This is a genomic window from Mesorhizobium sp. GW821-FHT04C10, from assembly GCF_059420305.1.
In genome coordinates this window covers 4635223-4656620 of the sequence record NZ_JBWKTL010000001.1, presented here as the reverse complement: position 1 = coordinate 4656620, position 21398 = coordinate 4635223, and the positions used below count along the sequence as shown (strand labels likewise).

Sequence of the window (21398 nt, the reverse complement as noted above, 5' to 3'; positions counted from 1 at the left end):
GTCGGCGACCCAAAGTGGCGTCGACAATCATCAACCCGTGCTTCCGGAAAAGAACAAGGAACAGGATATGGCACAGGAACGTAGGGAAGGCGGCCGCGGCCGCGAGCGTGAAGAGCGCGACGACGGCATGGTGGACAAGCTGGTCCACATCAATCGCGTCGCCAAGGTCGTCAAGGGTGGCCGTCGCTTCGGTTTCGCCGCACTCGTCGTCGTCGGCGACCAGAAGGGCCGCGTCGGCTTTGGTCACGGCAAGGCGCGCGAAGTGCCGGAAGCGATCCGCAAGGCAACCGAGTCCGCAAAGCGCGACATGATCTTCGTGCCGCTGCGCTCGGGCCGCACGCTGCACCACGACGTCGAGGGACGCTGGGGCGCCGGACGCGTTCTTCTGCGTGCCGCCAAGCAGGGTACCGGCATCATCGCCGGCGGCCCGATGCGCGCCGTCTTCGAGACGCTCGGCATGCATGACGTGGTCGCCAAGTCGATGGGGTCGTCGAACCCCTACAACATGGTTCGCGCGACCTTCGACGCGCTGAAGAGCCAGATGCATCCCAAGGATGTCGCTGCCGCTCGCGGCATCAAATATTCGACCCTTCAGGCCCGCCGCGGCACCGCCGTTGCGGCTGAAGAATAGTCGACTGACCAGGGATTTTGACCATGGCCAAGAAAGCAACCAAGACCATCACCGTTGAGCAGATCGGTTCGCCGATCCGCCGTCCGAAAGAACAGCGCGCGACGCTGGTCGGCCTCGGCCTCAACAAGATGCACAAGCAGCGCACGTTGGAAGATACGCCTTCCGTGCGCGGCATGATCGCCGCCGTTCAGCATCTCGTCCGCGTCGTGGACGAGGGCTGAGCCAAAGCGCAGGAGAACCCAGATGAAACTCAACGATCTGCGTGACAAGGACGGCGCGACGCACTCCAAGAAGCGTCTCGGCCGCGGCATCGGTTCCGGCTCGGGCAAGACCGCCGGTCGCGGCGTCAAGGGCCAGAAGGCACGCTCCGGCGTCGCCATCAATGGCTTCGAGGGTGGCCAGATGCCGCTCTACAGGCGCCTGCCGAAGCGCGGCTTCAACAACCTCTTCGCCAAGAGCTTCGTTGTCGTCTCGCTGGCCCGTATCCAGCAAGCCGTCGACGCCAAGAAGCTTGACGCCAAGGCAACCGTGACGGCCGAGGCGCTTGTCGCCGCCGGCGTCATCCGCCGCGTCAAGGATGGCGTGCGCGTGCTGTCCGACGGCGAGCTCAAGGCAATGCTCGCCTTCGACGTGGCCGGCGCCTCCAAGGCCGCGATCGAGAAGATCGAGAAGGCCGGCGGCTCGGTCAAGTTGCCGGAAAAGGCAGCTGCCGAGTAACGGCGATTTGAAGCGCGATCGGCAAGAGTGGGACCCAGTTTTTGCTCACGATTGCGCTTTGACCTGCTCAATTAGGCGGCCGCGTCAACGCGGCCGCTTGCATGTTTACAGCCCGGAGCTTATCTCGTGAGCTTCGGTGAAACGCACCGCCTGACCTCACGGGCCATCAAGCGTTACCAAGCGGAGAATCAGGCATGGCTTCGGCTGCTGAACAACTAGCTTCGAATCTGAATTTCTCGGCCTTCGCCAAGGCGGAGGACCTGAAGAAACGCATCTGGTTCACCATCGGCGCGTTGCTCGTCTATCGTCTCGGCACCTACATTCCGCTTCCCGGAATCAACCCCGACGCCTTCGCCCAGGCCTTCTCCTCGCAGAGCAAGGGCGTGCTCGGCATGTTCAACATGTTCGCGGGTGGCGCCGTGCAGCGCATGGCGATCTTCGCGCTCGGCATCATGCCCTACATCTCCGCCTCCATCATCATGCAGCTGATGACTTCGGTCATCCCGTCGCTGGAAGCGCTGAAGAAGGAAGGCGAACAGGGCCGCAAGGTCATCAACCAGTACACGCGCTACGGCACCGTGCTTTTGGCGCTTGTGCAGGCCTATGGCATTTCGGTGGGCCTGGAAGGTGGCAACGGCATCGTCAGCGATCCCGGCATGTTCTTCCGCATCTCGACCGTCGTCACGCTGGTCGGCGGCACCATGTTCCTGATGTGGCTCGGCGAGCAGATCACCGCGCGCGGCATCGGCAACGGTATTTCGCTGATCATCTTCTCCGGCATCGTCGCAGGCCTGCCGCATGCCATCTCCGGCACGCTGGAACTCGGTCGCACCGGCGCCCTGTCGACCGGTCTGATCCTGGCGATCATCGTTCTGGCCATCGTGGTCATCGCGCTCATCGTGTTCTTCGAGCGCGCTCAGCGCCGCCTGCTGATCCAGTATCCGAAGCGGCAGGTCGGCAACCGCATGTTCCAGGGCGATACCTCGCATTTGCCGCTGAAGCTCAACACGTCGGGCGTCATTCCGCCGATCTTCGCGTCGTCGCTGCTCTTGCTGCCGGCTACCATCGCCGGCTTCTCGCAGACGACCAACATGCCGGCCTGGGCGAGCACCATCCTGGCTTCGCTTGGCCACGGCCAACCACTCTACATGCTGTTTTATGCGGCGATGATCGTTTTCTTCGCCTTCTTCTACACAGCGATTGTCTTCAACCCGAAGGACACCGCCGACCAGCTCAAGAAGCATTCGGGCTTCATCCCGGGCTATCGTCCGGGCGAGCGCACCGCCGATTATATCGATTACGTTCTCACCCGCATCACCGTCGTCGGCGCCATCTACCTGGTGCTGGTGTGCCTGCTGCCGGAGTTCCTGATCTCGGCGACTGGCGTACCATTCTACCTTGGTGGCACATCGCTTCTGATCGTGGTCAGTGTCACGCTCGATACGGTCGCGCAGATTCAGGGTCACCTGATTGCGCACCAGTATGAAGGCCTGATCAAGAAGTCGAAGCTGCGCGGGGGGAAGAAAGCCAGATGAGGTTGATTTTGCTTGGGCCGCCAGGAGCGGGCAAGGGGACACAAGCACAAAGACTGGTAGAAAAACACGGCATACCCCAGCTCTCGACGGGCGATATGCTGCGTGCCGCCGTCCAGGCCGGAACCGAGGTCGGCAAGCGTGCCAAGGCGGTGATGGATGCCGGTGAACTGGTGTCGGATGCCATCGTCAACGCGATCGTTGCCGAGCGGATCGATCAGGCCGATTGCGCCAAGGGGTTCATCCTCGATGGCTATCCGCGCACGCTGGTGCAGGCCGATGCGGTTGATCAGATGCTTTCCGAACGTGGCATCGGCCTCGACACGGTCATCGAACTGGTCGTCGACGACAGGGCACTGGTCGGCCGCATCGTCAAGCGTGCCGAGGATGCCAAGGCCGCCGGCCAGCCGGTGCGCAAGGACGACAATCCGGCGGTGTTCGAAGAGCGTCTGCGCGAGTACTACAAGAAGACCGCTCCGCTGACCGGCTACTATTACGCCAAGGGCAAGCTGAAGACCGTTGACGGCATGGCCAGCATCGATGCGGTGACCACCGAGATCGAAGCTGTTCTGGCAGCGGCCGCCAAGGCGCGGTAAGGGAATTTAAAGATTAAGCTTGACGGGGGCGGTCCGCTGCGGTATGGCGGCCCGTCTTCCTATCAGGTGCGAACTTTGCTTGTCCGCAAGGGCAAGGCAGTCGCTTTGAACTGGAAACTCCCGCAAGGGCCGGCCTCCACCGGACGCGGGGCAACTTTGACAGCGCCGGGTCTTCCTTGTTTTGAAGGTTGGCCGGCCCAGATGGAGCAGAGAAGAACATGGCTCGTATAGCCGGCGTCAACATTCCGACCAACAAGCGCGTCGTCATCGCGCTTCAGTACATTCACGGCATTGGCAAGAAGTTCGCCCAGGAGATCGTCGACAAGGTCGGCATCCCGGCCGAGCGCCGCGTCAACCAGCTGACCGACGCGGAAGTGCTGCAGATCCGCGAGACCATCGACCGCGACTACCAGGTCGAGGGCGACCTGCGCCGCGAAGTGTCGATGAACATCAAGCGTCTCATGGACCTCGGCTGCTACCGTGGCCTGCGTCACCGCCGCTCGCTGCCGGTTCGCGGCCAGCGCACGCATACCAATGCGCGTACCCGCAAGGGCCCGGCCAAGTCGATCGCCGGCAAGAAGAAGTAATTTAGGGCAGTAAGGGAGTAGGGCAGTAAGGCAATAGGAACGGCAGACATACTGCCCTACTGCCATATTCCCCTACTACCTTCTCCTAGGTGGAGCCGCTGGCATTACGGCGGTGTAGAGATCAACTGAAAGGACTATCATGGCCAAGGAAGCCGCTCGTGTTCGCCGTCGCGAACGCAAGAATATCTCGTCGGGCGTTGCCCACGTCAATTCGACCTTCAACAACACGATGATCACCATCACCGACGCGCAGGGCAACTCGATTGCCTGGTCGTCGGCCGGTGCCCAGGGCTTCAAGGGTTCGCGCAAGTCGACCCCGTTCGCTGCCCAGATGGCTGCCGAAGACGTTGCCAAGAAGGCCCAGGAACACGGCATGCGCATGCTCGAGGTCGAGGTCTGCGGACCTGGCTCCGGTCGTGAATCGGCACTGCGCGCCCTGCAGGCGGCCGGCTTCACCATCACTTCCATCCGTGACGTGACGCCGATTCCGCACAATGGCTGCCGCCCGCGCAAGAAGCGCCGCGTCTAAGCAATTATCGAACGCCGCGTGAGCGCCTCAACGGCGCTCCTCCGCGGCATTCCAGGTCGCCCGCCACGATTGGATGGTGGCGGGTCAACGGAAGGAAAGCATCATGATCCAGAAAAATTGGCAGGAACTGATCAAGCCGAACAAGATCGAGTTCTCGTCGAAGAAGAAGACGCTGACCACGCTGGTCGCCGAGCCGCTCGAGCGTGGCTTTGGCCTCACTCTCGGCAACGCGCTGCGCCGCGTGCTTCTGTCTTCGCTGCGCGGTGCGGCCGTTACCGCCGTGCAGATCGACGGCGTTCTGCATGAATTCTCGTCCATCGCCGGTGTGCGCGAGGACGTGACCGACATCGTCTTGAACATCAAGGAAATCGCCATCCGCATGGAAGGCGACGGCCCCAAGCGCATGGTCGTTCGCAAGCAGGGCCCGGGTGCGGTTCTCGCCGGCGACATCCAGACGGTTGGCGATGTCGAGATCCTCAATCCCGACCACGTCATCTGCACGCTGGACGAAGGCGCTGAAATCCGCATGGAATTCACCGTCGATACCGGCAAGGGCTACGTGCCGGCCGAGCGCAACCGCGCCGAGGACGCGCCGATCGGCCTGATCCCGGTCGACAGCCTCTACTCGCCGGTCAAGAAGGTCTCCTACAAGGTCGAAAACACCCGTGAGGGCCAGGTTCTCGACTACGACAAGCTGACCATGACCATCGAGACCGATGGCTCGATCTCTGGCGAGGACGCGGTGGCATTCGCCGCCCGCATCCTGCAGGACCAGCTTGGCCTGTTCGTCAACTTCGACGAGCCGCAGAAGGAAGTCGCGGCGGAAGCCGTCACCGAGCTCGCCTTCAACCCGGCGCTGCTCAAGAAGGTCGACGAACTCGAGCTTTCGGTGCGTTCGGCCAACTGCCTGAAGAACGACAACATCGTCTACATCGGCGATCTCATCCAGAAGACCGAAGCCGAGATGCTGCGCACCCCGAACTTCGGCCGCAAGTCGCTGAACGAGATCAAGGAAGTCCTGGCTGCGATGGGCCTGCATCTCGGCATGGAAGTGCCGGATTGGCCGCCGGAGAACATCGAAGACCTCGCCAAGCGTTACGAAGACCAATATTGAGCATGAATTCCAAGGATCGGCGGCGTGAGCCGCTCGATCCGACGGTCATGCGGAAAACCATCAGAGGCCTTGGCCTCTTGAACAACTGAAGAAGGAAAAGAGCCATGCGCCACGGTTTCAAAGGCCGCCGCTTCGCCCGCAGCATTAGCCATCGCAAGTCGATGTTCGCCAACCTCGCCGTGTCGCTGCTCGAGCACGAGCAGATCGTCACCACCCTGCCGAAGGCGAAGGACCTGCGTCCGATCGTCGAGAAGCTGGTGACGCTCGGCAAGCGCGGCGACCTGCATGCCCGCCGCCAGGTGATCGCGCAGATCGGCAATGAAGGCGTCGTCAAGCGCCTGTTCGACACCATCGCCCCGCGCTACGCCAACCGCAACGGCGGCTATCTGCGCATCATGAAGGCGGGCTTCCGTCACGGCGACAATGCCGCGATGGCCGTCATCGAGTTCGTCGATCGCGACATCTCGGCCAAGGGCGCCGGCGACCGCGCCCGCCTCGAAGCCGAAGGCACCGACGCGGAAGCCGCGGCCGCATAAGGCACCGTCTTTCCGGAATGAATTGAAGGGGCCTGCGGGCCCCTTTTTCATGTTCTGCATGCGTCGAGGCGCGCACATAAAGATCCTCTGGCGCGAAAATAATCGGATTTCAGCGGCTTAGCCTTTCATTTTGCACAATCGTCGGGACAATGCGCCCGAACTTGCCTTGGAGGATTCGCGAATGCGCGCCAAAAGACTGTCCTTTGTTCTGCTCTGCGCCTTCATGGTGGTCGCAGCCGCACCGGCAGTCCGGCAGGCGCTGGCCGAAGACGCCGCCAAGCCCGCGGATCCGGGCCTGTCGGACGTGTTGACCGATCTGTTGCATGGCGTTGAAGGCGAGAATGCCACCTCTGGGCCCGACAAGCGCGTGCCGTTCGGCCGCGAGGAGGTGCAGCTTTCGTTCGCGCCGCTGGTCAAGCAGACCGCGCCGGCCGTGGTCAATGTCTATGCTTCGCAGACGGCCAAGGTCACGTCGCCTTTTGAAGGCGATCCGTTCTTCGAGGAGTTTTTCGGCCGCGCGCAGCCGCGGGCGCAGTCCTCGCTCGGCTCGGGCGTGCTTGTCGATCCGAGCGGTGTCATTGTCACCAATTTCCACGTCATCAAGGATGCCGATGAGGTCAAGGTGGCGACCGCCGACGGGCGCGAATTCGCCAGCAAGATAATGCTCAAGGACGAGACACTCGATCTCGCCGTGCTCAAGATCGAATCCGACAAGCCGTTCCCGGTCATCGCCATCGGCGATTCCGACGCGCTTGAGGTCGGCGACCTGGTGCTGGCCATCGGCGACCCCTTCGGCGTCGGCCAGACCACCACCAGCGGCATCGTTTCCGCACTTGCCCGCAGCCATATCGGCGTCTCGGATTCGGGCTATTTCATCCAGACCGACGCCGCTATCAATCCCGGCAATTCGGGTGGCGCGCTCATTAACATGGGTGGCCAACTGGTCGGCATCAACACAGCCATCTACAGCCGCAGCGGCGGTTCGATCGGCATCGGCTTCGCCATCCCCGCCAACATGGTGCGGGCCTTCGCTGACGCCGCCAAGGCCGGGCTCGATTTCTTCGAACGGCCCTATATCGGCGCCGAGTTCGAAGCGGTGACGCCGCAGATCGCCGAATCGCTCGGCATGGAAAAGCCGACAGGCGCGCTGGTCTCTTCGGTCGATGCGGCTGGCCCCGCCGGCAAGGCAGGGCTGAAGCCCGGTGACGTCGTGATGCAGATCAACGGCAAGCCGGTCGAGAGCATCGCGGCGCTGGACTATCGCATGGCGACGCTGTCGATCGGCACCAAGGCGAATTTCGCGATCCTGACCAAGGGCCAGCAGGCGGCGATGGATATCGCGCTGGAGCGTGCGCCGGAGGGGGCGAAGGCCTCGGAAGTGACGCTGCATGGCCGCAGCCCGTTTTCGGGTGCCAAGGTCGCCGAACTGTCGCCGCGGCTTGCCCAGAAGCTCGGCCTGCGTACAGATCTCAAAGGCGTGACGGTGATCGATATCAATCGCGATTCGCCGGCCGCCGATTTCGGCTTCCAGCCGGGCGATATCGTCCGCGAGGTCAACGGCACCACCATCGACACCGCCGCGACGCTGGCGCAGGTAGCCCAGCAGGATACGCGCTGGTGGCGCTTTACCGTCGAGCGCGGCGGGCAGATACTGCGCCAGGTGTTGCGTTACTGAGTTCGGCCCGAGCGGTCGTGCTCCAACCTGAAGACATAAATGGCCGATCTGTTCAGCGTCGATGAACCGGAAAAGGCGCCGCCCGGACGGCCGCTGGCTGACAGGCTGCGGCCCAGAAATCTTGGCGAGGTCGTCGGCCAGGAGCATCTGACCGGCCCCGATGGCGCGCTGACCCGGCTGATCGGCTCCGGCTCGCTGGGCTCGATGATCTTCTGGGGGCCGCCGGGCACCGGCAAGACCACGGTGGCGAGGCTGCTTGCCGGCGAGACCAGCCTGGCCTTCGAGCAGATATCCGCGGTTTTTTCCGGCGTCGCCGACCTCAAGAAAGTGTTCGAGGCGGCGAAGCTGCGCCGCGCCAACGGCCGCCAGACCCTGCTTTTCGTCGACGAGATCCACCGCTTCAACCGTGCCCAGCAGGATTCGTTTCTCCCTGTCATGGAGGATGGGACGGTCGTTCTGGTCGGCGCCACAACCGAGAACCCGTCCTTCGAATTGAATGCCGCTTTGCTGTCGCGCGCGCGCGTCATGGTCTTTCATTCACTCGGCGAGGAGAGCATCGCCAAGCTGATGACGCGCGCGGAGGCCACGGAGGGCAGGGCGCTTCCGCTCGACGACGAGGCGCGGGCGATGCTGATCCGCATGAGCGATGGCGACGGACGCGCATCGCTGACACTCGCCGAGGAAGTCTGGCGCGCAGCCAAGCCTGGCGAGATATTCGATCCCGAAGGGCTGCAGCGTATCGTCCAGCGCCGCGCGCCGATCTACGACAAGGGCCAGGACGGCCACTACAATCTGATCTCGGCGCTGCACAAGTCGGTGCGCGGCTCGGACCCGGACGCCGCGCTCTACTATCTCGCGCGCATGTTCGATGCCGGCGAGGATCCGCTCTATCTCGGCCGCCGGCTGGTGCGCATGGCGATGGAGGACATCGGCCTTGCCGATCCGCAGGCGCTGGTCGTCGCCAATGCCGCCAAGGACGCCTATGACTATCTGGGCTCGCCTGAGGGCGAACTGGCCTTTGCCGAGGCCACTGTCTATCTCGCCACAGCGCCCAAATCCAACGCCGTCTACACCGCCTTCAAGGCAGCCACGCGCGCTGCCAAGGAGCATGGCTCGCTGCTGCCACCAAAGCACATCCTCAACGCGCCGACCAAGCTGATGAAGGAAGAGGATTACGGCGCGGGCTATCGCTACGATCATGATGAGCCGGACGCTTTTTCGGGCCAGGACTATTTTCCGGAGAAGATGGGCCGCCAGACGTTCTACGATCCACCTGAGCGTGGTTTCGAGCGCGACATCAGGAAGCGGCTCGACTACTGGGCAAAGCTGCGCAAGGAACGGGGCTAGCTGACTTTGCGCGGCCCGGTGGTCGTCACGCTTCGAAGCGAGGCCTCGCCATGGGGTATCTCGACCTCCGTCGTTCTCCACACGCTGCTTGCCGCGACGCTGGCTCTCATGCCGCTGCCGAAGCTACCGAAGCGGCTGGAAGAGGAGCGGGTGTCGGTCGGCATTCTGACGCCCCAGCAGTTCGAGGCGTCGACAAGGCCATCGCCAGCGCCAGCACCACCCTCGACACCAGAGGCGCCAGCGCCATCACCACCGCCGAGTACTCCTCCTCAAACTCAACCACCCACCGCGCCGGCCATGATCCGGCCGACCGAAATGCTGTCGGGCAAGACGCTCGCCGATCCGCGCAGCCGGCAGGCGCGCGCCGATCTTGCGACCTTCGCTTCCGACGAGCGCATGGTGCAGTTGTGCAATCTCGAAGCCATGGACCAGATACGGCGATGGCGCGCGGACTTTCAGCCGGAGCGCGTCGTGCCTTACGCAACGGCCGAGGAGAGGGTCCGCGGCACCACGATCGCCGCGGATGGCGCGGCTTTCCGCAGTCGCAAAAACTGGTATAACCTCAAGTTCAAATGCCAGCTCGCGCAAGACGGCGAAAGCGTCATCGGCTTTGAGTTCCTGGTCGGCGATCCCGTGGCCAGGGAGAAATGGGACGAGCTCGGCTTGCCGGCGGTGCATTGACCCCAGCGGTTCATTGACCGAAGTCTGGCAAATTCCACCAGGCAGCTGCCAGGCCACGCAGTCGTGGCGTTGTGCGGCGACCCAAAAAATCTTATCAAGGCGCACGGTCGGGCGGTGGCCGTTGCCGAGATTTGGCACACTCATTCGCAACAGGATCGCGCTCCGCGCGTGGAAAAATGACAAAAACCCTTCGCAAATCCCTTCGCAAATTCGCCATCGCCATCCCACTTCTCGCCCTTGGCTTTTACTTCATCCCCATCCTCACGACGATCTTCATCGTTTGCGGGCTGATCGACGTGCTGCGCAACGACAGGAAGGATCTGGCGCTGTTCAGCGGTTATTTCCTTGGCAACGGCCTCTTCACCTGGCTGCTTTCGCCGTTCAACCTGCTGGTTGATCTCCTGTGCTACCGGAACCCCGGCGTGTGGAAGCTGGAGCAGTTTCCGGACGATTATCAGCGCGAGGTCAACGAGGTCCTGGACATCTTCAAGGCGCGCAAGGACGAGATCATTGCCGATATCGATGCCAATTTCGGCGCCGGTCGGCGCGGCATGTATGTCTATCAATGGTACGGCAAGCACAAAATAGACAACGTCGCCGAATTCAACAAGGATTTCAAATACATCAAGACCATCGCCGTTTCCGTTTTCAGCAAGCGCGAATCGACCTCCTGGCACTTCGGGCCGCTGCGGCTCAGCCTGCGCATCCTCTACAATCTGATCCCGGTGAAGGCGGAAATCTTCGTCGAATGCGGCAACGTCAAGAACTATTGGTACGACAATCCGCAGTTCATTTTCGACGATACGCTGCTGCATCGCTCGGTCAACGAATATGACGGCCGCCGGTACTGCGTGTTCATGGACATCATCAGGCCGTCCCCGTTCCCAAGACTCATCGCCGGCATGCTCGCCGTCGTGTCGGTCAGTGTCGAGCGCATCAATTCGATGTTCTACAAGAACTGGAAAATGATCGGCTCGACCAAGCCGAAGAAGGTGGAAACCACCTGAACTGACAATACGTCAACGTAGCCGGCAGCAGTTTGCAAGCAAGCATCTCTGCCGGCTGCTTTGCGGATCGCTGGTTATTGGCGTTCTCCATGCTTGCTGCGTGGGTACTTAAGCATCAGCTCATTTGGCGTCGGCCCATGGGCTCTCAACAATTCATTATATGAATCTTGTCACAAGATTCGCCGGAGCGGCTCCTGGCGGCGTCAGGGGACGACTTCGGCGTTGGTCCCGCGTTTCTGTCTCTTCCTTCCTTGGCGGTCTCAAGTGACAAAGAACAAAATCTTCGGATTCTGGACGGGTACCTACCTATGCACCCTGTTGTTTGGGCTTGCCCTCAGCGCTGCATACATAAATCTCGAAGAGTCCGTCTACTACTGGGACTTCGCCGCCTACTTCAACATGTTCAACCAGCAAGGCGCCCTCCTGGTCGAGAGCCCTTCCAAATGGCTGAGCCAATTGAGCACCTCCATCGCGACGGAAGATTACGGCGTGGCGATCCTGGTGCCCCTGATGCCGTTTCACCTCGCTTTCGGCGGTTCAAGGTTTTCCTTCGTCGCTGGAATAGTCGCGGTGTACCTGGTCCCGGCGGTGCTTTTCATAGGCAGAATAAGCTATCTGGAGGCGGTCTCCGAAACACCCTCCCGAGGTTGGATCGCCGTCTGGATCGCGGCCTTCCTGTATACTCCGTTCTGGGCGCCGACGCTTCGTGGATTGCCTGACGTCGCCGGCTGTCTCGCTTTGACCGCGGCAACCTATTTCCTCTGGAAATCCAAGTTCCTGACCCGCGAACCGGTGATAAGCGGAATATCTGTAGGCGCGTGCCTGTGGTTGGCGTTCATGCTGCGCCGCTGGTACGCCTACGCCGCAATAGGGATCACCGTTTCCGCGGCCTTGCTGGGTCTGCTGCAGATCGCAAGGGATCGGGATTTGCCGGCCTTCCGGAACGCTGTGTTGGGCGGCGTGTGTGCGATTTTCCTTATTGCCGCGACAGCGTTGAGTTTCCAACTGCCGCTGATCGCCAAGATCCTGGGAACCAGCTACGCCGACCTTTACAGCGGATACAGGACGACCTTTGTCAACCAACTTGGTGGAATAGGCTCCCGGCTCAGCTATCTGAACTGGGCGTTGGTCATAGCAGGCCTCTACATCTCTGTTGTGCGCGGCAACAGATTTTCCTTGCTCTGTGCCATCGCCGCCGGGCTCACCTTCCTGATCTTTATCCGGACACAGGATCCCGAACGGCATCATTCTCTACCGATGTTGCTGTGGCTCTTTCCCGCCTATGCCCAGGCGATCGTTTCGATCGTCTCCGCGCCGGCACTGAAATCGCGATGGTCGGCCGCCGCCATGGCCGTTGTTGCCGGACTTGCGTTTCTGGGCACGTTTTTTCCCGCTGGCCGTCAGTTGTTGTCGCCGGTCGGCTTCGTCTTCGCCAGGGAAGCCACGCTTCCGCTTCACCTCGACAATCTCCCCGAGTACCGGCGCCTGATCGATGACCTCATCGCCAGGATGGGACCGGAGGACCGGTTTTCGGTGTTTGCCTCGGGTCCTGTGATGAGCGACGCACTCTTGTTCGGCATGAAGCGGGATCTTGTTACCCATGTCGGATGGATTTGCCAGGTGGACAGTCGCGATCAGTTCCAACCGGACGCATTGAAATCCAGATACGTTGTCGTGACGGACCGTCCGGTTACCCATCTGCAACCGGGTGCCCAGATCTGCGTCACGATTCCGAACCAGTACATTGTCGAGGGAAAAGGCATCGGGGCTGCATACAAGCGTATCGCGGAATATCAATTGTCCGGCGTTACCGGTTACCTCTACGAGCGGGTGCGCCCGGTCAGCAGAGCCGAAGTCGATGCCCTCTACAGTGAGTTCAGGAAAAAGTATCCGGGCTGGGCAACGCCTGACTGGTGACGAGCATCTTGGCGGTTTCGGGCACAGGCCGCCTTTCTCGTCTGTTGCACCATCGTCCAATAGCGTCGCCGGGCTTCGGTGCCTACAACTCCATACTGCGGATATATCTGAGTGGATATAACGCAGCTCGGGTTGGAAGCGACAATCGCCTTTGGAGGATAAGGTGAGCGGACGGCAGCCTACGGTTCATCATGCGGATTTCATCCAGGCGGCCATCGCCGGCAGCGATGCAGCGCGTTCGGCGCTGGTTGCGTCCTGGCGGCGCTCGCTCACATTGCACGGCCTCGATCCAGCCGAACGAAAGGCGCCGCAGCGTCTCACCAAAAGCGAGTTGAGCAAGGCCCGGCAACGCATAGAGCCGCTGCTGCGCGCCGCGGATGCGAGCCTCGATCGTCTCTACCTCGCCGTGGGCGGCGTTGGTTGCTGTGTGCTGCTTGCGGACCGTGACGGCATTCCTGTCGAGCGCCGCGGCGCCGTTGCGGATGACGACACGTTCGACGAGTGGGGGTTGTGGACGGGCACGGTATGGAGCGAGGACTCCGAGGGTACCAATGGCATCGGCACCTGTCTTGCCGATCAGCGTGCCCTCACCATCCACCGCGACCAGCATTTCTTTTCGCGCAACACATTGCTCAGTTGCACCACGGCGCCGATCTACGATCATGAAGGCAATCTGGCCGCCGCCCTTGATGTGTCATCTTGCCGGTCGGACCTGACCGAAGGCTTCGTCAACCTGATCGCCATCGCGGTGGGTGACGCCGCGCGTCGCATCGAGGCCGAGAATTTCCGCCTGGTGTTTTCAGACGCTCGCATCCTGCTGGCACCGGTCGCCGAGCGCAGCGCCAGCGCATTGATCGCCGTCAATGGCGATGATTTGGTGATCGGCGCAACACGCTCGGCCCGCCTTGGCCTCGGCATCACCCAGCAGATCCTCGCCAGGGGTCTCCCTGCCGCGGACATTTTGGGCAACTTGGCCAGGGCGGCGGAAGATCTGGACGAAGCCGAGCGCGGCGTGGTCCAGAGGGCCATGGCGCGCGCCGAGGGCAATGTGTCGGCGGCTGCCAGCAGCCTCGGCATTTCGCGGGCGACCCTGCACCGCAAGCTTGCCCGCTTCGGCATCCGCCGTCCGCACTGAGCTTTGAGCCCGTGACTGTCGCAGATCTGCGACAGTCCGCGCTGGCGGATGCCGGAGCCGGGGCTGACAAAGCTGACCCCGTCCGCGACTCTTCCCAACGACGCGCCACATCCCGTGACGCTGCCACTTGGGAGGAAGACAATGAACAAGGTGGAATTTTCCCGCACGGCCAAGGTTCCCTTCGCCAAGCGTTATGACAATTACATCGGCGGCAAATGGGTTGCCCCGCTTTCCGGAAAATATTTCGAGAACATATCGCCGGTGACCGGCCGGCCGCTGGGCGAAATCGCTCGCTCGGACGCCAGGGACATCGAGGCAGCACTCGATGCCGCGCACAAGGCCAAGGACGCGTGGGGCAGGACCAGCGCCGCCGCCCGCGCGCTGATCCTCAACCGCATCGCCGATCGCATGGAAGACAATCTCGACCTCCTGGCGCTTGCCGAAACCTGGGACAATGGCAAGCCGATCCGCGAGACGACCGCTGCCGACTTGCCGCTGGCCATCGACCATTTCCGCTATTTTGCCGGTGCCGTACGCAGCCAGGAAGGCGGCATCTCGGAGATCGACCACGACACCGTCGCCTATCATTTCCATGAGCCGCTTGGCGTCGTTGGTCAGATCATTCCCTGGAACTTCCCGCTGTTGATGGCGGTGTGGAAACTGGCGCCGGCACTTGCAGCCGGCAACTGCGTGGTGCTGAAGCCGGCCGAACAGACACCCGCCACCATCATGCTGTGGGCGGACCTGATCGGCGACCTGTTGCCGGATGGTGTGCTCAACATCGTCAACGGCTTTGGCCTCGAGGCCGGCAAGCCGCTCGCTTCATCGAACCGCATCGCCAAGATCGCCTTCACCGGCGAGACCACGACGGGCCGGCTGATCTCTCAGTACGCCAGCCAGAACCTCATCCCGGTGACGCTAGAACTCGGCGGCAAGTCGCCCAACATCTTCTTCCAGGACGTGACCGCGGAAGATGACGACTTCTTCGACAAGGCCATCGAAGGCTTTGTCATGTTCGCGCTGAACCAGGGCGAGGTCTGCACCTGTCCCAGCCGCGCGCTGGTGCATGAGAAGATCTACGACAAGTTCATGGAAAAGGCATTGAAGCGCGTCGAGGCGATCGTGCAGGGCGACCCGCTCGATCCGGCAACCATGATCGGCGCACAGGCATCGAGCGAACAGCTGGAAAAGATCCTGAGCTACTTCGACATCGGCCGCAAGGAAGGCGCCGAAGTGCTTGCCGGCGGCGAACAGAACCATCTGCCGGGCGATCTGGCCGGCGGCTATTACGTCAAGCCGACCGTGTTCAAGGGCCACAACAAGATGCGTATCTTCCAGGAGGAGATTTTCGGGCCGGTGGTCTCGGTGACGACCTTCAAGGATGACGACGAGGCATTGTCGATCGCCAATGACACGCTCTATGGCCTCGGCGCCGGTATCTGGAGCCGTGACGCGAACCGCTGCTACCGCTTCGGCCGCGCCATCCAGGCCGGCCGTGTATGGACCAACTGCTACCACGCCTATCCCGCGCACGCGGCTTTCGGTGGCTACAAGCAGTCCGGCATCGGACGGGAAAACCACAAGATGATGCTCGACCACTATCAGCAAACCAAGAACATGCTGGTCAGCTACAGCCCGAAAAAGCTGGGTTTCTTCTGATTGCCTCCCGAGGCGGCGCATGATCCTCCCCCGGGGAGGATCATGCGTGATCCGAGGCGTGGCTCCATTAGTCGCGCCTCGGATGGTTTGGAGACGGAGGAGGACGGCATGTCCGACAAGGTTTCACTCGGAAAAGTCTCGGCCACGCCGGAAGCCATCGCCTTCCTGGCGGAGATCATCGCCGACCACGGCCCGGTGCTGTTTCATCAATCGGGCGGCTGTTGCGACGGCTCCTCGCCAATGTGCTATCCCCGCAGCGACTTCATCGTCGGCGACAATGACGTCATGCTGGGCGAGATCGGCGAAACGCCGGTCTACATCAGCGCTTCGCAATATGAAGTGTGGAGGCACACCGACCTTACCATCGACGTCGTGCCGGGCAGGGGTGGCATGTTCTCGCTCGACAATGGGCGCGAGAGGCGGTTCCTGACGCGCTCGACCATCTGTGCCGTTCCGGAGAATGCCGTCAGGGGCTTGACGGGTTGACGCCGCCGCCCTCGCAAGGGCAGTAAACGGCGATGTTCAATCTGCTTCTTGTTGTCGTCGGCGGCGGCATCGGCGCCGGCATCCGCCATCTCACCAACATGGGCGCGCTGCGCCTGGTCGGCCCCAACTATCCCTGGGGCACGATGGCGATCAACATCCTTGGCTCCTTTGCCATGGGTCTGTTCATCGCCATCATGGCGCGCCGCGGCGGGCCGAACGAAGTCAGGCTATTTGTCGCCACCGGAATCTTGGGCGGCTTCACCACTTTTTCCGCCTTTTCGCTCGATTTCGCCACGCTGTGGGAACGGGGAGCCACGCTGCCGGCGTTTGGATATGGCCAGCGTCATTGGCGCCATCATCGCCCTGTTTTTGGGTCTTTGGCTCGCAAGAAGCCTGCCTTAATGCTATTGCCGCGCCAAGCGCAGGCCGAGCCCTGCTTTGGAAACGGGTAAGCGAAGAAAAAATGGCAGGCGTTGAACAGATCACGGTGGAGGCCGGCGAGGCGGGCATGAGGCTCGATCGCTGGTTCAAGACCCATTTTCCGGGCCTTGGTTTCGGCCATTTGCAGAAGCTGCTGCGCTCCGGCCAGATCCGCGTCGATGGCGGCCGCGTCAAGGCCGACAGCCGTGTCGAGCCTGGCCAGGTGGTGCGTATCCCGCCACTCGAGGTCGACAAGAAGGGTGAAAGCGCGCTGACCGGCCATTCGATCCGCAACCAGGGCGATGCCGACGTTCTGGCGAAAATGCTTATCCATGAGGACCCGAAGGTTTTCGTCTTCAACAAGCCGGCGGGCCTTGCGGTGCAGGGCGGTTCGGGCGTCACCCGCAATGTCGACGACATGCTGGAAGCCTGGCGCAACCAGAAGGGTGAGAAGCCGCGGCTGGTTCACCGGCTCGACCGCGACACGTCGGGCGTGCTGGTCGTCGCCCGCACAAGGCTCGCCGCGATGAAGCTGTCCGAGGCGTTCCGCGCCCGCGAAACGAAGAAAACCTACTGGGCCCTGGTCAAGGGCGTGCCGCCCAAGCGTGAGGACAAGATCTCGACCTGGCTGATCAAGGAACCAACGCCCGACGGCGACCGGGTGCGCATTGCCGCGCATGGTGAAAAGGGCGCCGATCACGCCGTATCCTACTACCGCATCATCGAGCAGGCGGCGCAGACAATGACCTGGCTGGAGATGGAGCCTTATACCGGCCGCACCCATCAGCTTCGTGTGCACGCCGCCTATATCGGCTGCCCGATCATCGGCGACCCGAAATATTTCGAGGCCGACACCAACTGGGACTTTCCGGGCGGCATTCAAAACCGACTGCATCTTCACGCGCGCCGCATCATCATTCCGCACCCGGACAAGGGCGTCATCGATGTTACCGCGCCGATGCCGCCGCATATGCGCCAGAGCTGGAACCTGATCGGCTTCGACGAGCAGAACGCGGAGGACTGACCTTGAGCGGCGCCACCGACGCGCTCGATCGGCGCGACACAGTCGACATGGCCGCCGCCGCCATCATGGTCGGCCTGACCTTTTCGTGGGGCCTGAACTACGTCGCCGCCAAGATCTCCTATGCCGGCTACGACCCCGTCTTCCTGTCGATCGCACGCTCGATCATCGGCGGCTTCTGCGTCTTCCTCTGGTGCCGCTGGCGCGGCATTGCTCTGTTCACGCGCGACGGCACATTGCTCGCCGGCATTGTCGTGGGTGCGCTTTTCGGCGTCGAGTTCCTCTGCCTCTATGTCGGCCTGGAGCATACGACGGTTGCCCGCAACACGCTGCTGGTCAACACAATGCCGTTCTGGATGCTGATTGGCGGTCATCTCCTGCTTGGCGAACAGATCACCATGCGCAAGTTCCTTGGCCTGCTGCTGGCCTTCGCCGGCCTTGCCGCTGTCTTTTCAGACAAGCTTGGCGGCGGCGGGGACATGCTGTTCGGCGATCTCCTCAGTCTCGGCTCCGGATTTTTCTGGGCCTTGACCAATATTCTCATCAAACGCTCGAAACTGGTTGAAGCCAGCGCCGAAAAGCTGCTGCTCTATCAACTCGCCGGTGCGGCGGTCGTCGGCATATTGGTGTTGCCTCTCGCCGGTCCGCCGGTGCGCGATGCCTCCTTGTTGCCGACATTGGCGCTGCTTTTCCAGGCGATCTACATCGTCGCTTTCACCTATGTCCTGTGGTTCTGGCTGCTGCGTCGCTATCCCGCGTCAAGCCTGTCCAGCTTCACGTTCCTGTCGCCGGTTTTTGGTGTCTTGTGCGGTGCGATCATCTTGAACGAACCGCTGACCATTCGCATTTTTCTGGCGCTTGGCCTGATTGCAGCGGGCCTGATCATCGTCAACCGGCCGGCGCGCAAGCTGACACCGGTGTGAGAGAGATTTTTCATGCGTGACATCCTCAACGACCTCGAAGCGGGCAAGTATCTTTCGGATCCGGATCCTGTGCGTCGCGCCCAGATCCAGATGAAGACGCCGCTGCCCAAGCGCTTCTACAAGACCGTTTCGGTTGCGCCGGTAGAGCAAGGTTTCGCCGTGCATCTCGACGGCAAGCCGGTGCGCACGCCCGGCAAGGCGCTGCTGGCGCTGCCGACCGAGGCGGCGGCGGTGCTGGTTGCCGACGAATTCGCTGAACAGGGCGAGACGATCAATCCGGTGACGATGCCGGTAATGCGCCTGGTCAACACAGCCATCGATGGCGTCGCCAGTGACCCGCAGGCGGTGCTGGAAGACATACTGCGTTTTGCCTCGTCCGACCTGCTTTGCTACCGCGCCGACGCGCCGCAAGGGCTGGTTGACCGGCAGAACGAGCAGTGGGATCCCGTCATCGATTGGGCGCGCGCCGCATTCGGGGCGCGCTTCAACCTTGCCGAGGGCATCATCCATGTCGAGCAGCCGCGCGAGACGATCGCCGTTCTGGGCAGTCATCTCAATCAGCGCGCCGAGCCGCTGCGGCTGGCCGCCATCCACCTCATGACCTCGCTGACCGGTTCGGCGCTGCTGGCGGTGGCCGTCGATTTCGGTGAACTCGACGCGGAGGCCGCCTGGGCCGCCGGCCATGTCGACGAGGACTGGCAGATCGAGCAATGGGGGCAGGACGCCGAAGCGGTCGCGCGCCGTGCCGCCCGTAAGCGCGACATGATGGCCGCGGCCGGCCTTCTCGAGGCGCTCAGGGCCTGAGCCCGGGCCGTTGCCGCACCGCACCTAATACCAAAGTCATAATCCCATCGTCGCTCTGCCGCCGGCGGACGCTTTCTGCCATTTTTTGCCTGATGGCTCCGCTTTTTTGAGTCTGCGTTCGGAGGAGAACGCGGACATTGGCGTTGCATCGAGGGCAAGGGTCTCACGGGAGGACATATCAATGGCAATGGCATCGACCGCCAGCGGAACGAGCCGCGGCATGACGCGAGAGGAGAAGAAGGTCATCTTCGCTTCCTCGCTCGGCACTGTTTTCGAATGGTACGATTTCTATCTCTACGGCTCGCTGGCGGCCTTTATCGGTTCGACCTTTTTCAGCCCGACCATTCCCGAGGCGACGCGCAACATCTTCGCGCTGCTGGCCTTCGCTGCCGGTTTCCTCGTGCGCCCGTTTGGCGCGCTGGTGTTCGGCCGCCTTGGTGACCTTGTCGGCCGCAAATACACATTCCTCGTCACCATGACGATCATGGGCCTGTCGACCTTCCTGGTTGGCCTGCTGCCCGGTTATGCGACTTTGGGCATCGCCGCTCCGGTGATCCTGATCTTCCTGCGCATGCTGCAGGGTCTGGCGCTCGGCGGCGAATATGGTGGGGCGGCGACCTACGTTGCCGAGCACTCGCCGGATGATCGCCGTGGCTTCTACACGTCCTGGATTCAGACGACGGCGACGCTCGGACTGTTTCTGTCGCTGATCGTTATCCTCATCGTCCAGGGATCACTGAGCAAGGAAACCTACGCTGCCTGGGGTTGGCGCATTCCGTTCATCGTCTCCTTCGTGCTGCTCGCCGTTTCGATCTGGATTCGGCTGTCGCTTTCGGAATCGCCGACCTTCCAGAAGATGAAGGACGAAGGAAAGGGATCCAAGGCGCCGCTTTCGGAAGCCTTCGGTCAGTGGAAGAATGCCAAGATCGCTCTGCTGGCGCTGTTCGGCCTTACCGCCGGCCAGGCCGTGGTCTGGTATAATGGTCAGTTCTACGCACTGTTCTTTCTGCAGAACGTGCTCAAGGTCGACGCGCAATCGGTCAACATCATGATTGCCGTTGCGCTGGCGCTTGGCTCGATCTTCTTCGTCGTCTTCGGCTGGCTGTCCGACAAGATCGGCCGCAAGCCGATTATCATGGCTGGCCTTGCGCTCGCCATTGTCAGCACCTTCCCGTTGTTCAAGGCGTTGACATGGGCCGCCAATCCGGCGCTCGCCAAGGCGCAGCAGAACACGCGGGCGACGGTGACGGCGGCACCCGGAGACTGCAGGTTCCAGTTCAATCCGGTCGGCACAGCCAAGTTCACGACGTCCTGCGACATCGCGACTTCGTTCCTGACCAAGAACTCGGTTCCCTATGACGTGGTGTCGACGGCCGCGGCCGGAACGGCTGCGTCGGTCAAGATCGGCAACGAGACGGTGACGTCCTACGACGCGGTCGCCGCCGGCGATCAGGCCAAGGCCAAGGACTCGGCCTTCGTCAAGGCCGTCAACATGTCGTTGCAGGACGGCGGTTATCCGTTGAAGCGGGCAGCGATCAAGGTCGCGGACCAGAAGCTCGACGCTTTCATCGCAGCCAACCCTGAGCTGAAACTTGATGCTGCCGCCATCCGCGGCGGTGAAAAGGCAGCGGTGCCGACCGATCAGGCGGTCAAGGACAAGCTCTTGACCACGGATGAGGCGGCGGGCGCCCCGGAGGTCACCGTCTATAATATACCGGGTGGCGGCGCCTTCGCCATGTTCGCCGATCCGGCGGCCGTGAACTGGCCGATGACAATCGGCATCCTGTTCCTCCTGGTGCTGCTCGTTACCATGGTCTACGGCCCAATCGCGGCGATCCTGGTCGAGATGTTCCCGACCCGCATCCGCTACACGGGCATGTCGCTGCCCTATCACATCGGCAATGGCTGGTTCGGTGGTTTGCTGCCTGCGACGGTGTTCGCGCTCAGCGCCTACAGGGGCGACATCTACTACGGCCTTTGGTATCCGGTGGTGATCGCGGCGATCACGCTCGTCATCGGCATGATCTTCGTCAAGGACACGCTCGGCACCAACTTGCACGCCAAGGATTAGTCGATCGGAT

The 21398-nt window shown here is 62.1% G+C and carries 22 protein-coding genes and 1 pseudogene; 22 read left to right on the top strand and 1 reads right to left on the bottom strand.

What is annotated here, in order from left to right; genetic code table 11:
* Window positions 1–67: 67 nt before the first annotated feature.
* From rpsE to AC07UC_RS22490, 21 genes and pseudogenes are all read left to right on the top strand, one after another.
* Window positions 68–631, top strand: a complete 564-nt coding sequence (rpsE, locus tag AC07UC_RS22590; protein WP_032933400.1) for a 30S ribosomal protein S5 — start codon at window positions 68–70, stop codon at window positions 629–631.
* A gap of 23 nt (window positions 632–654) precedes the next feature.
* Window positions 655–852, top strand: coding sequence for a 50S ribosomal protein L30 (rpmD, locus tag AC07UC_RS22585; protein WP_006205449.1), 198 nt, complete (start codon window positions 655–657; stop codon window positions 850–852).
* A 22-nt stretch (window positions 853–874) separates the two neighbouring features.
* Window positions 875–1348 carry a 50S ribosomal protein L15 gene (rplO, locus tag AC07UC_RS22580; protein WP_494907465.1) on the top strand — a complete coding sequence of 158 codons (474 nt, stop codon included), beginning with the start codon at window positions 875–877 and terminating at the stop codon, window positions 1346–1348.
* A 194-nt stretch (window positions 1349–1542) separates the two neighbouring features.
* Complete coding sequence (gene secY / locus AC07UC_RS22575) at window positions 1543–2883, top strand: preprotein translocase subunit SecY (protein WP_056568050.1); 1341 nt, start codon at window positions 1543–1545, stop codon at window positions 2881–2883.
* Window positions 2880–3476, top strand: a complete 597-nt coding sequence (locus AC07UC_RS22570; protein WP_202322789.1) for an adenylate kinase — start codon at window positions 2880–2882, stop codon at window positions 3474–3476. Before secY ends, AC07UC_RS22570 begins: the two co-directional genes overlap by 4 nt.
* A 218-nt stretch (window positions 3477–3694) precedes the next feature.
* Window positions 3695–4063, top strand: a complete 369-nt coding sequence (gene rpsM, locus AC07UC_RS22565; RefSeq protein WP_006205445.1) for a 30S ribosomal protein S13 — start codon at window positions 3695–3697, stop codon at window positions 4061–4063.
* A gap of 139 nt (window positions 4064–4202) precedes the next feature.
* On the top strand, window positions 4203–4592 hold the full coding sequence (gene rpsK, locus AC07UC_RS22560) for a 30S ribosomal protein S11 (RefSeq protein ID WP_006205444.1): 390 nt from the start codon (window positions 4203–4205) through the stop codon (window positions 4590–4592).
* Window positions 4593–4695: 103 nt separating this feature from the next.
* Window positions 4696–5706 carry a DNA-directed RNA polymerase subunit alpha gene (locus AC07UC_RS22555; protein ID WP_006205443.1) on the top strand — a complete coding sequence of 337 codons (1011 nt, stop codon included), beginning with the start codon at window positions 4696–4698 and terminating at the stop codon, window positions 5704–5706.
* A 104-nt stretch (window positions 5707–5810) separates the two neighbouring features.
* Window positions 5811–6242 (top strand): 50S ribosomal protein L17, encoded by a 432-nt coding sequence (gene rplQ, locus AC07UC_RS22550; protein ID WP_140773913.1) that lies wholly within the window; start codon window positions 5811–5813, stop codon window positions 6240–6242.
* Between the two features lie 181 nt (window positions 6243–6423).
* Window positions 6424–7917: a DegQ family serine endoprotease gene (locus tag AC07UC_RS22545; protein WP_172350634.1), complete on the top strand. Its 1494-nt coding sequence runs from the start codon at window positions 6424–6426 to the stop codon at window positions 7915–7917.
* A 39-nt stretch (window positions 7918–7956) separates the two neighbouring features.
* Window positions 7957–9264: a replication-associated recombination protein A gene (locus tag AC07UC_RS22540; RefSeq protein ID WP_140773911.1), complete on the top strand. Its 1308-nt coding sequence runs from the start codon at window positions 7957–7959 to the stop codon at window positions 9262–9264.
* A gap of 6 nt (window positions 9265–9270) precedes the next feature.
* On the top strand, window positions 9271–9945 hold the full coding sequence (locus AC07UC_RS22535) for a DUF930 domain-containing protein (RefSeq protein WP_494907464.1): 675 nt from the start codon (window positions 9271–9273) through the stop codon (window positions 9943–9945).
* Window positions 9946–10121: 176 nt separating this feature from the next.
* Window positions 10122–10952 carry an aspartyl/asparaginyl beta-hydroxylase domain-containing protein gene (locus AC07UC_RS22530; protein WP_494907463.1) on the top strand — a complete coding sequence of 277 codons (831 nt, stop codon included), beginning with the start codon at window positions 10122–10124 and terminating at the stop codon, window positions 10950–10952.
* Window positions 10953–11216: 264 nt separating this feature from the next.
* Complete coding sequence (locus tag AC07UC_RS22525; RefSeq protein ID WP_494907462.1) at window positions 11217–12869, top strand: hypothetical protein; 1653 nt, start codon at window positions 11217–11219, stop codon at window positions 12867–12869.
* A 163-nt stretch (window positions 12870–13032) separates the two neighbouring features.
* On the top strand, window positions 13033–14004 hold the full coding sequence (locus tag AC07UC_RS22520; RefSeq protein WP_202322785.1) for a helix-turn-helix domain-containing protein: 972 nt from the start codon (window positions 13033–13035) through the stop codon (window positions 14002–14004).
* A gap of 141 nt (window positions 14005–14145) precedes the next feature.
* Window positions 14146–15663, top strand: coding sequence for an aldehyde dehydrogenase (gene adh / locus AC07UC_RS22515; protein WP_202322784.1), 1518 nt, complete (start codon window positions 14146–14148; stop codon window positions 15661–15663).
* A 108-nt stretch (window positions 15664–15771) separates the two neighbouring features.
* Entirely contained in the window at window positions 15772–16149 is a 378-nt protein-coding gene (locus tag AC07UC_RS22510) for a DUF779 domain-containing protein (RefSeq protein ID WP_494907461.1), read from the top strand.
* Between the two features lie 32 nt (window positions 16150–16181).
* Window positions 16182–16551 (top strand): annotated as a pseudogene (gene crcB, locus AC07UC_RS22505) (fluoride efflux transporter CrcB).
* A gap of 61 nt (window positions 16552–16612) precedes the next feature.
* Window positions 16613–17593 carry an RluA family pseudouridine synthase gene (locus tag AC07UC_RS22500; protein WP_140773904.1) on the top strand — a complete coding sequence of 327 codons (981 nt, stop codon included), beginning with the start codon at window positions 16613–16615 and terminating at the stop codon, window positions 17591–17593.
* A 47-nt stretch (window positions 17594–17640) separates the two neighbouring features.
* A complete protein-coding gene (locus AC07UC_RS22495) occupies window positions 17641–18513 on the top strand; it encodes a DMT family transporter (protein WP_181179985.1) in 873 nt (290 codons plus the stop codon).
* A gap of 12 nt (window positions 18514–18525) precedes the next feature.
* Entirely contained in the window at window positions 18526–19317 is a 792-nt protein-coding gene (locus AC07UC_RS22490; RefSeq protein ID WP_202322782.1) for an ATP12 family chaperone protein, read from the top strand.
* A 36-nt stretch (window positions 19318–19353) separates the two neighbouring features.
* Here the strand turns inward: AC07UC_RS22490 and AC07UC_RS22485 are convergent, their stop codons facing one another.
* Window positions 19354–19563 carry a hypothetical protein gene (locus AC07UC_RS22485; protein ID WP_494909036.1) on the bottom strand — a complete coding sequence of 70 codons (210 nt, stop codon included), beginning with the start codon at window positions 19561–19563 and terminating at the stop codon, window positions 19354–19356.
* On the opposite strand from AC07UC_RS22485, the gene AC07UC_RS22480 reads away from it, so the two are divergent.
* Window positions 19499–21388 carry an MFS transporter gene (locus AC07UC_RS22480; protein ID WP_494907460.1) on the top strand — a complete coding sequence of 630 codons (1890 nt, stop codon included), beginning with the start codon at window positions 19499–19501 and terminating at the stop codon, window positions 21386–21388. The two genes, AC07UC_RS22485 and AC07UC_RS22480, sit on opposite strands and share 65 nt — an antisense overlap.
* Window positions 21389–21398 lie beyond the last annotated feature (10 nt).

What these genes read in the sequence shown, in the direction of transcription:
- rpsE (WP_032933400.1), top strand. Translation starts at nt 68, where the DNA reads ATGGCACAGGAACGTAGGGAAGGCGGCCGCGGCCGCGAGCGTGAAGAG.
- AC07UC_RS22480 (WP_494907460.1), top strand. Translation starts at nt 19,499, where the DNA reads ATGGCAATGGCATCGACCGCCAGCGGAACGAGCCGCGGCATGACGCGA.
- AC07UC_RS22500 (WP_140773904.1), top strand. Translation starts at nt 16,613, where the DNA reads ATGGCAGGCGTTGAACAGATCACGGTGGAGGCCGGCGAGGCGGGCATG.
- secY (WP_056568050.1), top strand. Translation starts at nt 1,543, where the DNA reads ATGGCTTCGGCTGCTGAACAACTAGCTTCGAATCTGAATTTCTCGGCC.
- rpsM (WP_006205445.1), top strand. Translation starts at nt 3,695, where the DNA reads ATGGCTCGTATAGCCGGCGTCAACATTCCGACCAACAAGCGCGTCGTC.
- AC07UC_RS22570 (WP_202322789.1), top strand. Translation starts at nt 2,880, where the DNA reads ATGAGGTTGATTTTGCTTGGGCCGCCAGGAGCGGGCAAGGGGACACAA.
- AC07UC_RS22540 (WP_140773911.1), top strand. Translation starts at nt 7,957, where the DNA reads ATGGCCGATCTGTTCAGCGTCGATGAACCGGAAAAGGCGCCGCCCGGA.
- rplO (WP_494907465.1), top strand. Translation starts at nt 875, where the DNA reads ATGAAACTCAACGATCTGCGTGACAAGGACGGCGCGACGCACTCCAAG.
- AC07UC_RS22490 (WP_202322782.1), top strand. Translation starts at nt 18,526, where the DNA reads ATGCGTGACATCCTCAACGACCTCGAAGCGGGCAAGTATCTTTCGGAT.
- AC07UC_RS22530 (WP_494907463.1), top strand. Translation starts at nt 10,122, where the DNA reads ATGACAAAAACCCTTCGCAAATCCCTTCGCAAATTCGCCATCGCCATC.
- rpmD (WP_006205449.1), top strand. Translation starts at nt 655, where the DNA reads ATGGCCAAGAAAGCAACCAAGACCATCACCGTTGAGCAGATCGGTTCG.
- AC07UC_RS22510 (WP_494907461.1), top strand. Translation starts at nt 15,772, where the DNA reads ATGTCCGACAAGGTTTCACTCGGAAAAGTCTCGGCCACGCCGGAAGCC.
- AC07UC_RS22485 (WP_494909036.1), bottom strand. Translation starts at nt 19,563, where the DNA reads ATGACCTTCTTCTCCTCTCGCGTCATGCCGCGGCTCGTTCCGCTGGCG.
- AC07UC_RS22495 (WP_181179985.1), top strand. Translation starts at nt 17,641, where the DNA reads ATGGCCGCCGCCGCCATCATGGTCGGCCTGACCTTTTCGTGGGGCCTG.
- adh (WP_202322784.1), top strand. Translation starts at nt 14,146, where the DNA reads ATGAACAAGGTGGAATTTTCCCGCACGGCCAAGGTTCCCTTCGCCAAG.
- AC07UC_RS22545 (WP_172350634.1), top strand. Translation starts at nt 6,424, where the DNA reads ATGCGCGCCAAAAGACTGTCCTTTGTTCTGCTCTGCGCCTTCATGGTG.
- rpsK (WP_006205444.1), top strand. Translation starts at nt 4,203, where the DNA reads ATGGCCAAGGAAGCCGCTCGTGTTCGCCGTCGCGAACGCAAGAATATC.
- rplQ (WP_140773913.1), top strand. Translation starts at nt 5,811, where the DNA reads ATGCGCCACGGTTTCAAAGGCCGCCGCTTCGCCCGCAGCATTAGCCAT.
- AC07UC_RS22555 (WP_006205443.1), top strand. Translation starts at nt 4,696, where the DNA reads ATGATCCAGAAAAATTGGCAGGAACTGATCAAGCCGAACAAGATCGAG.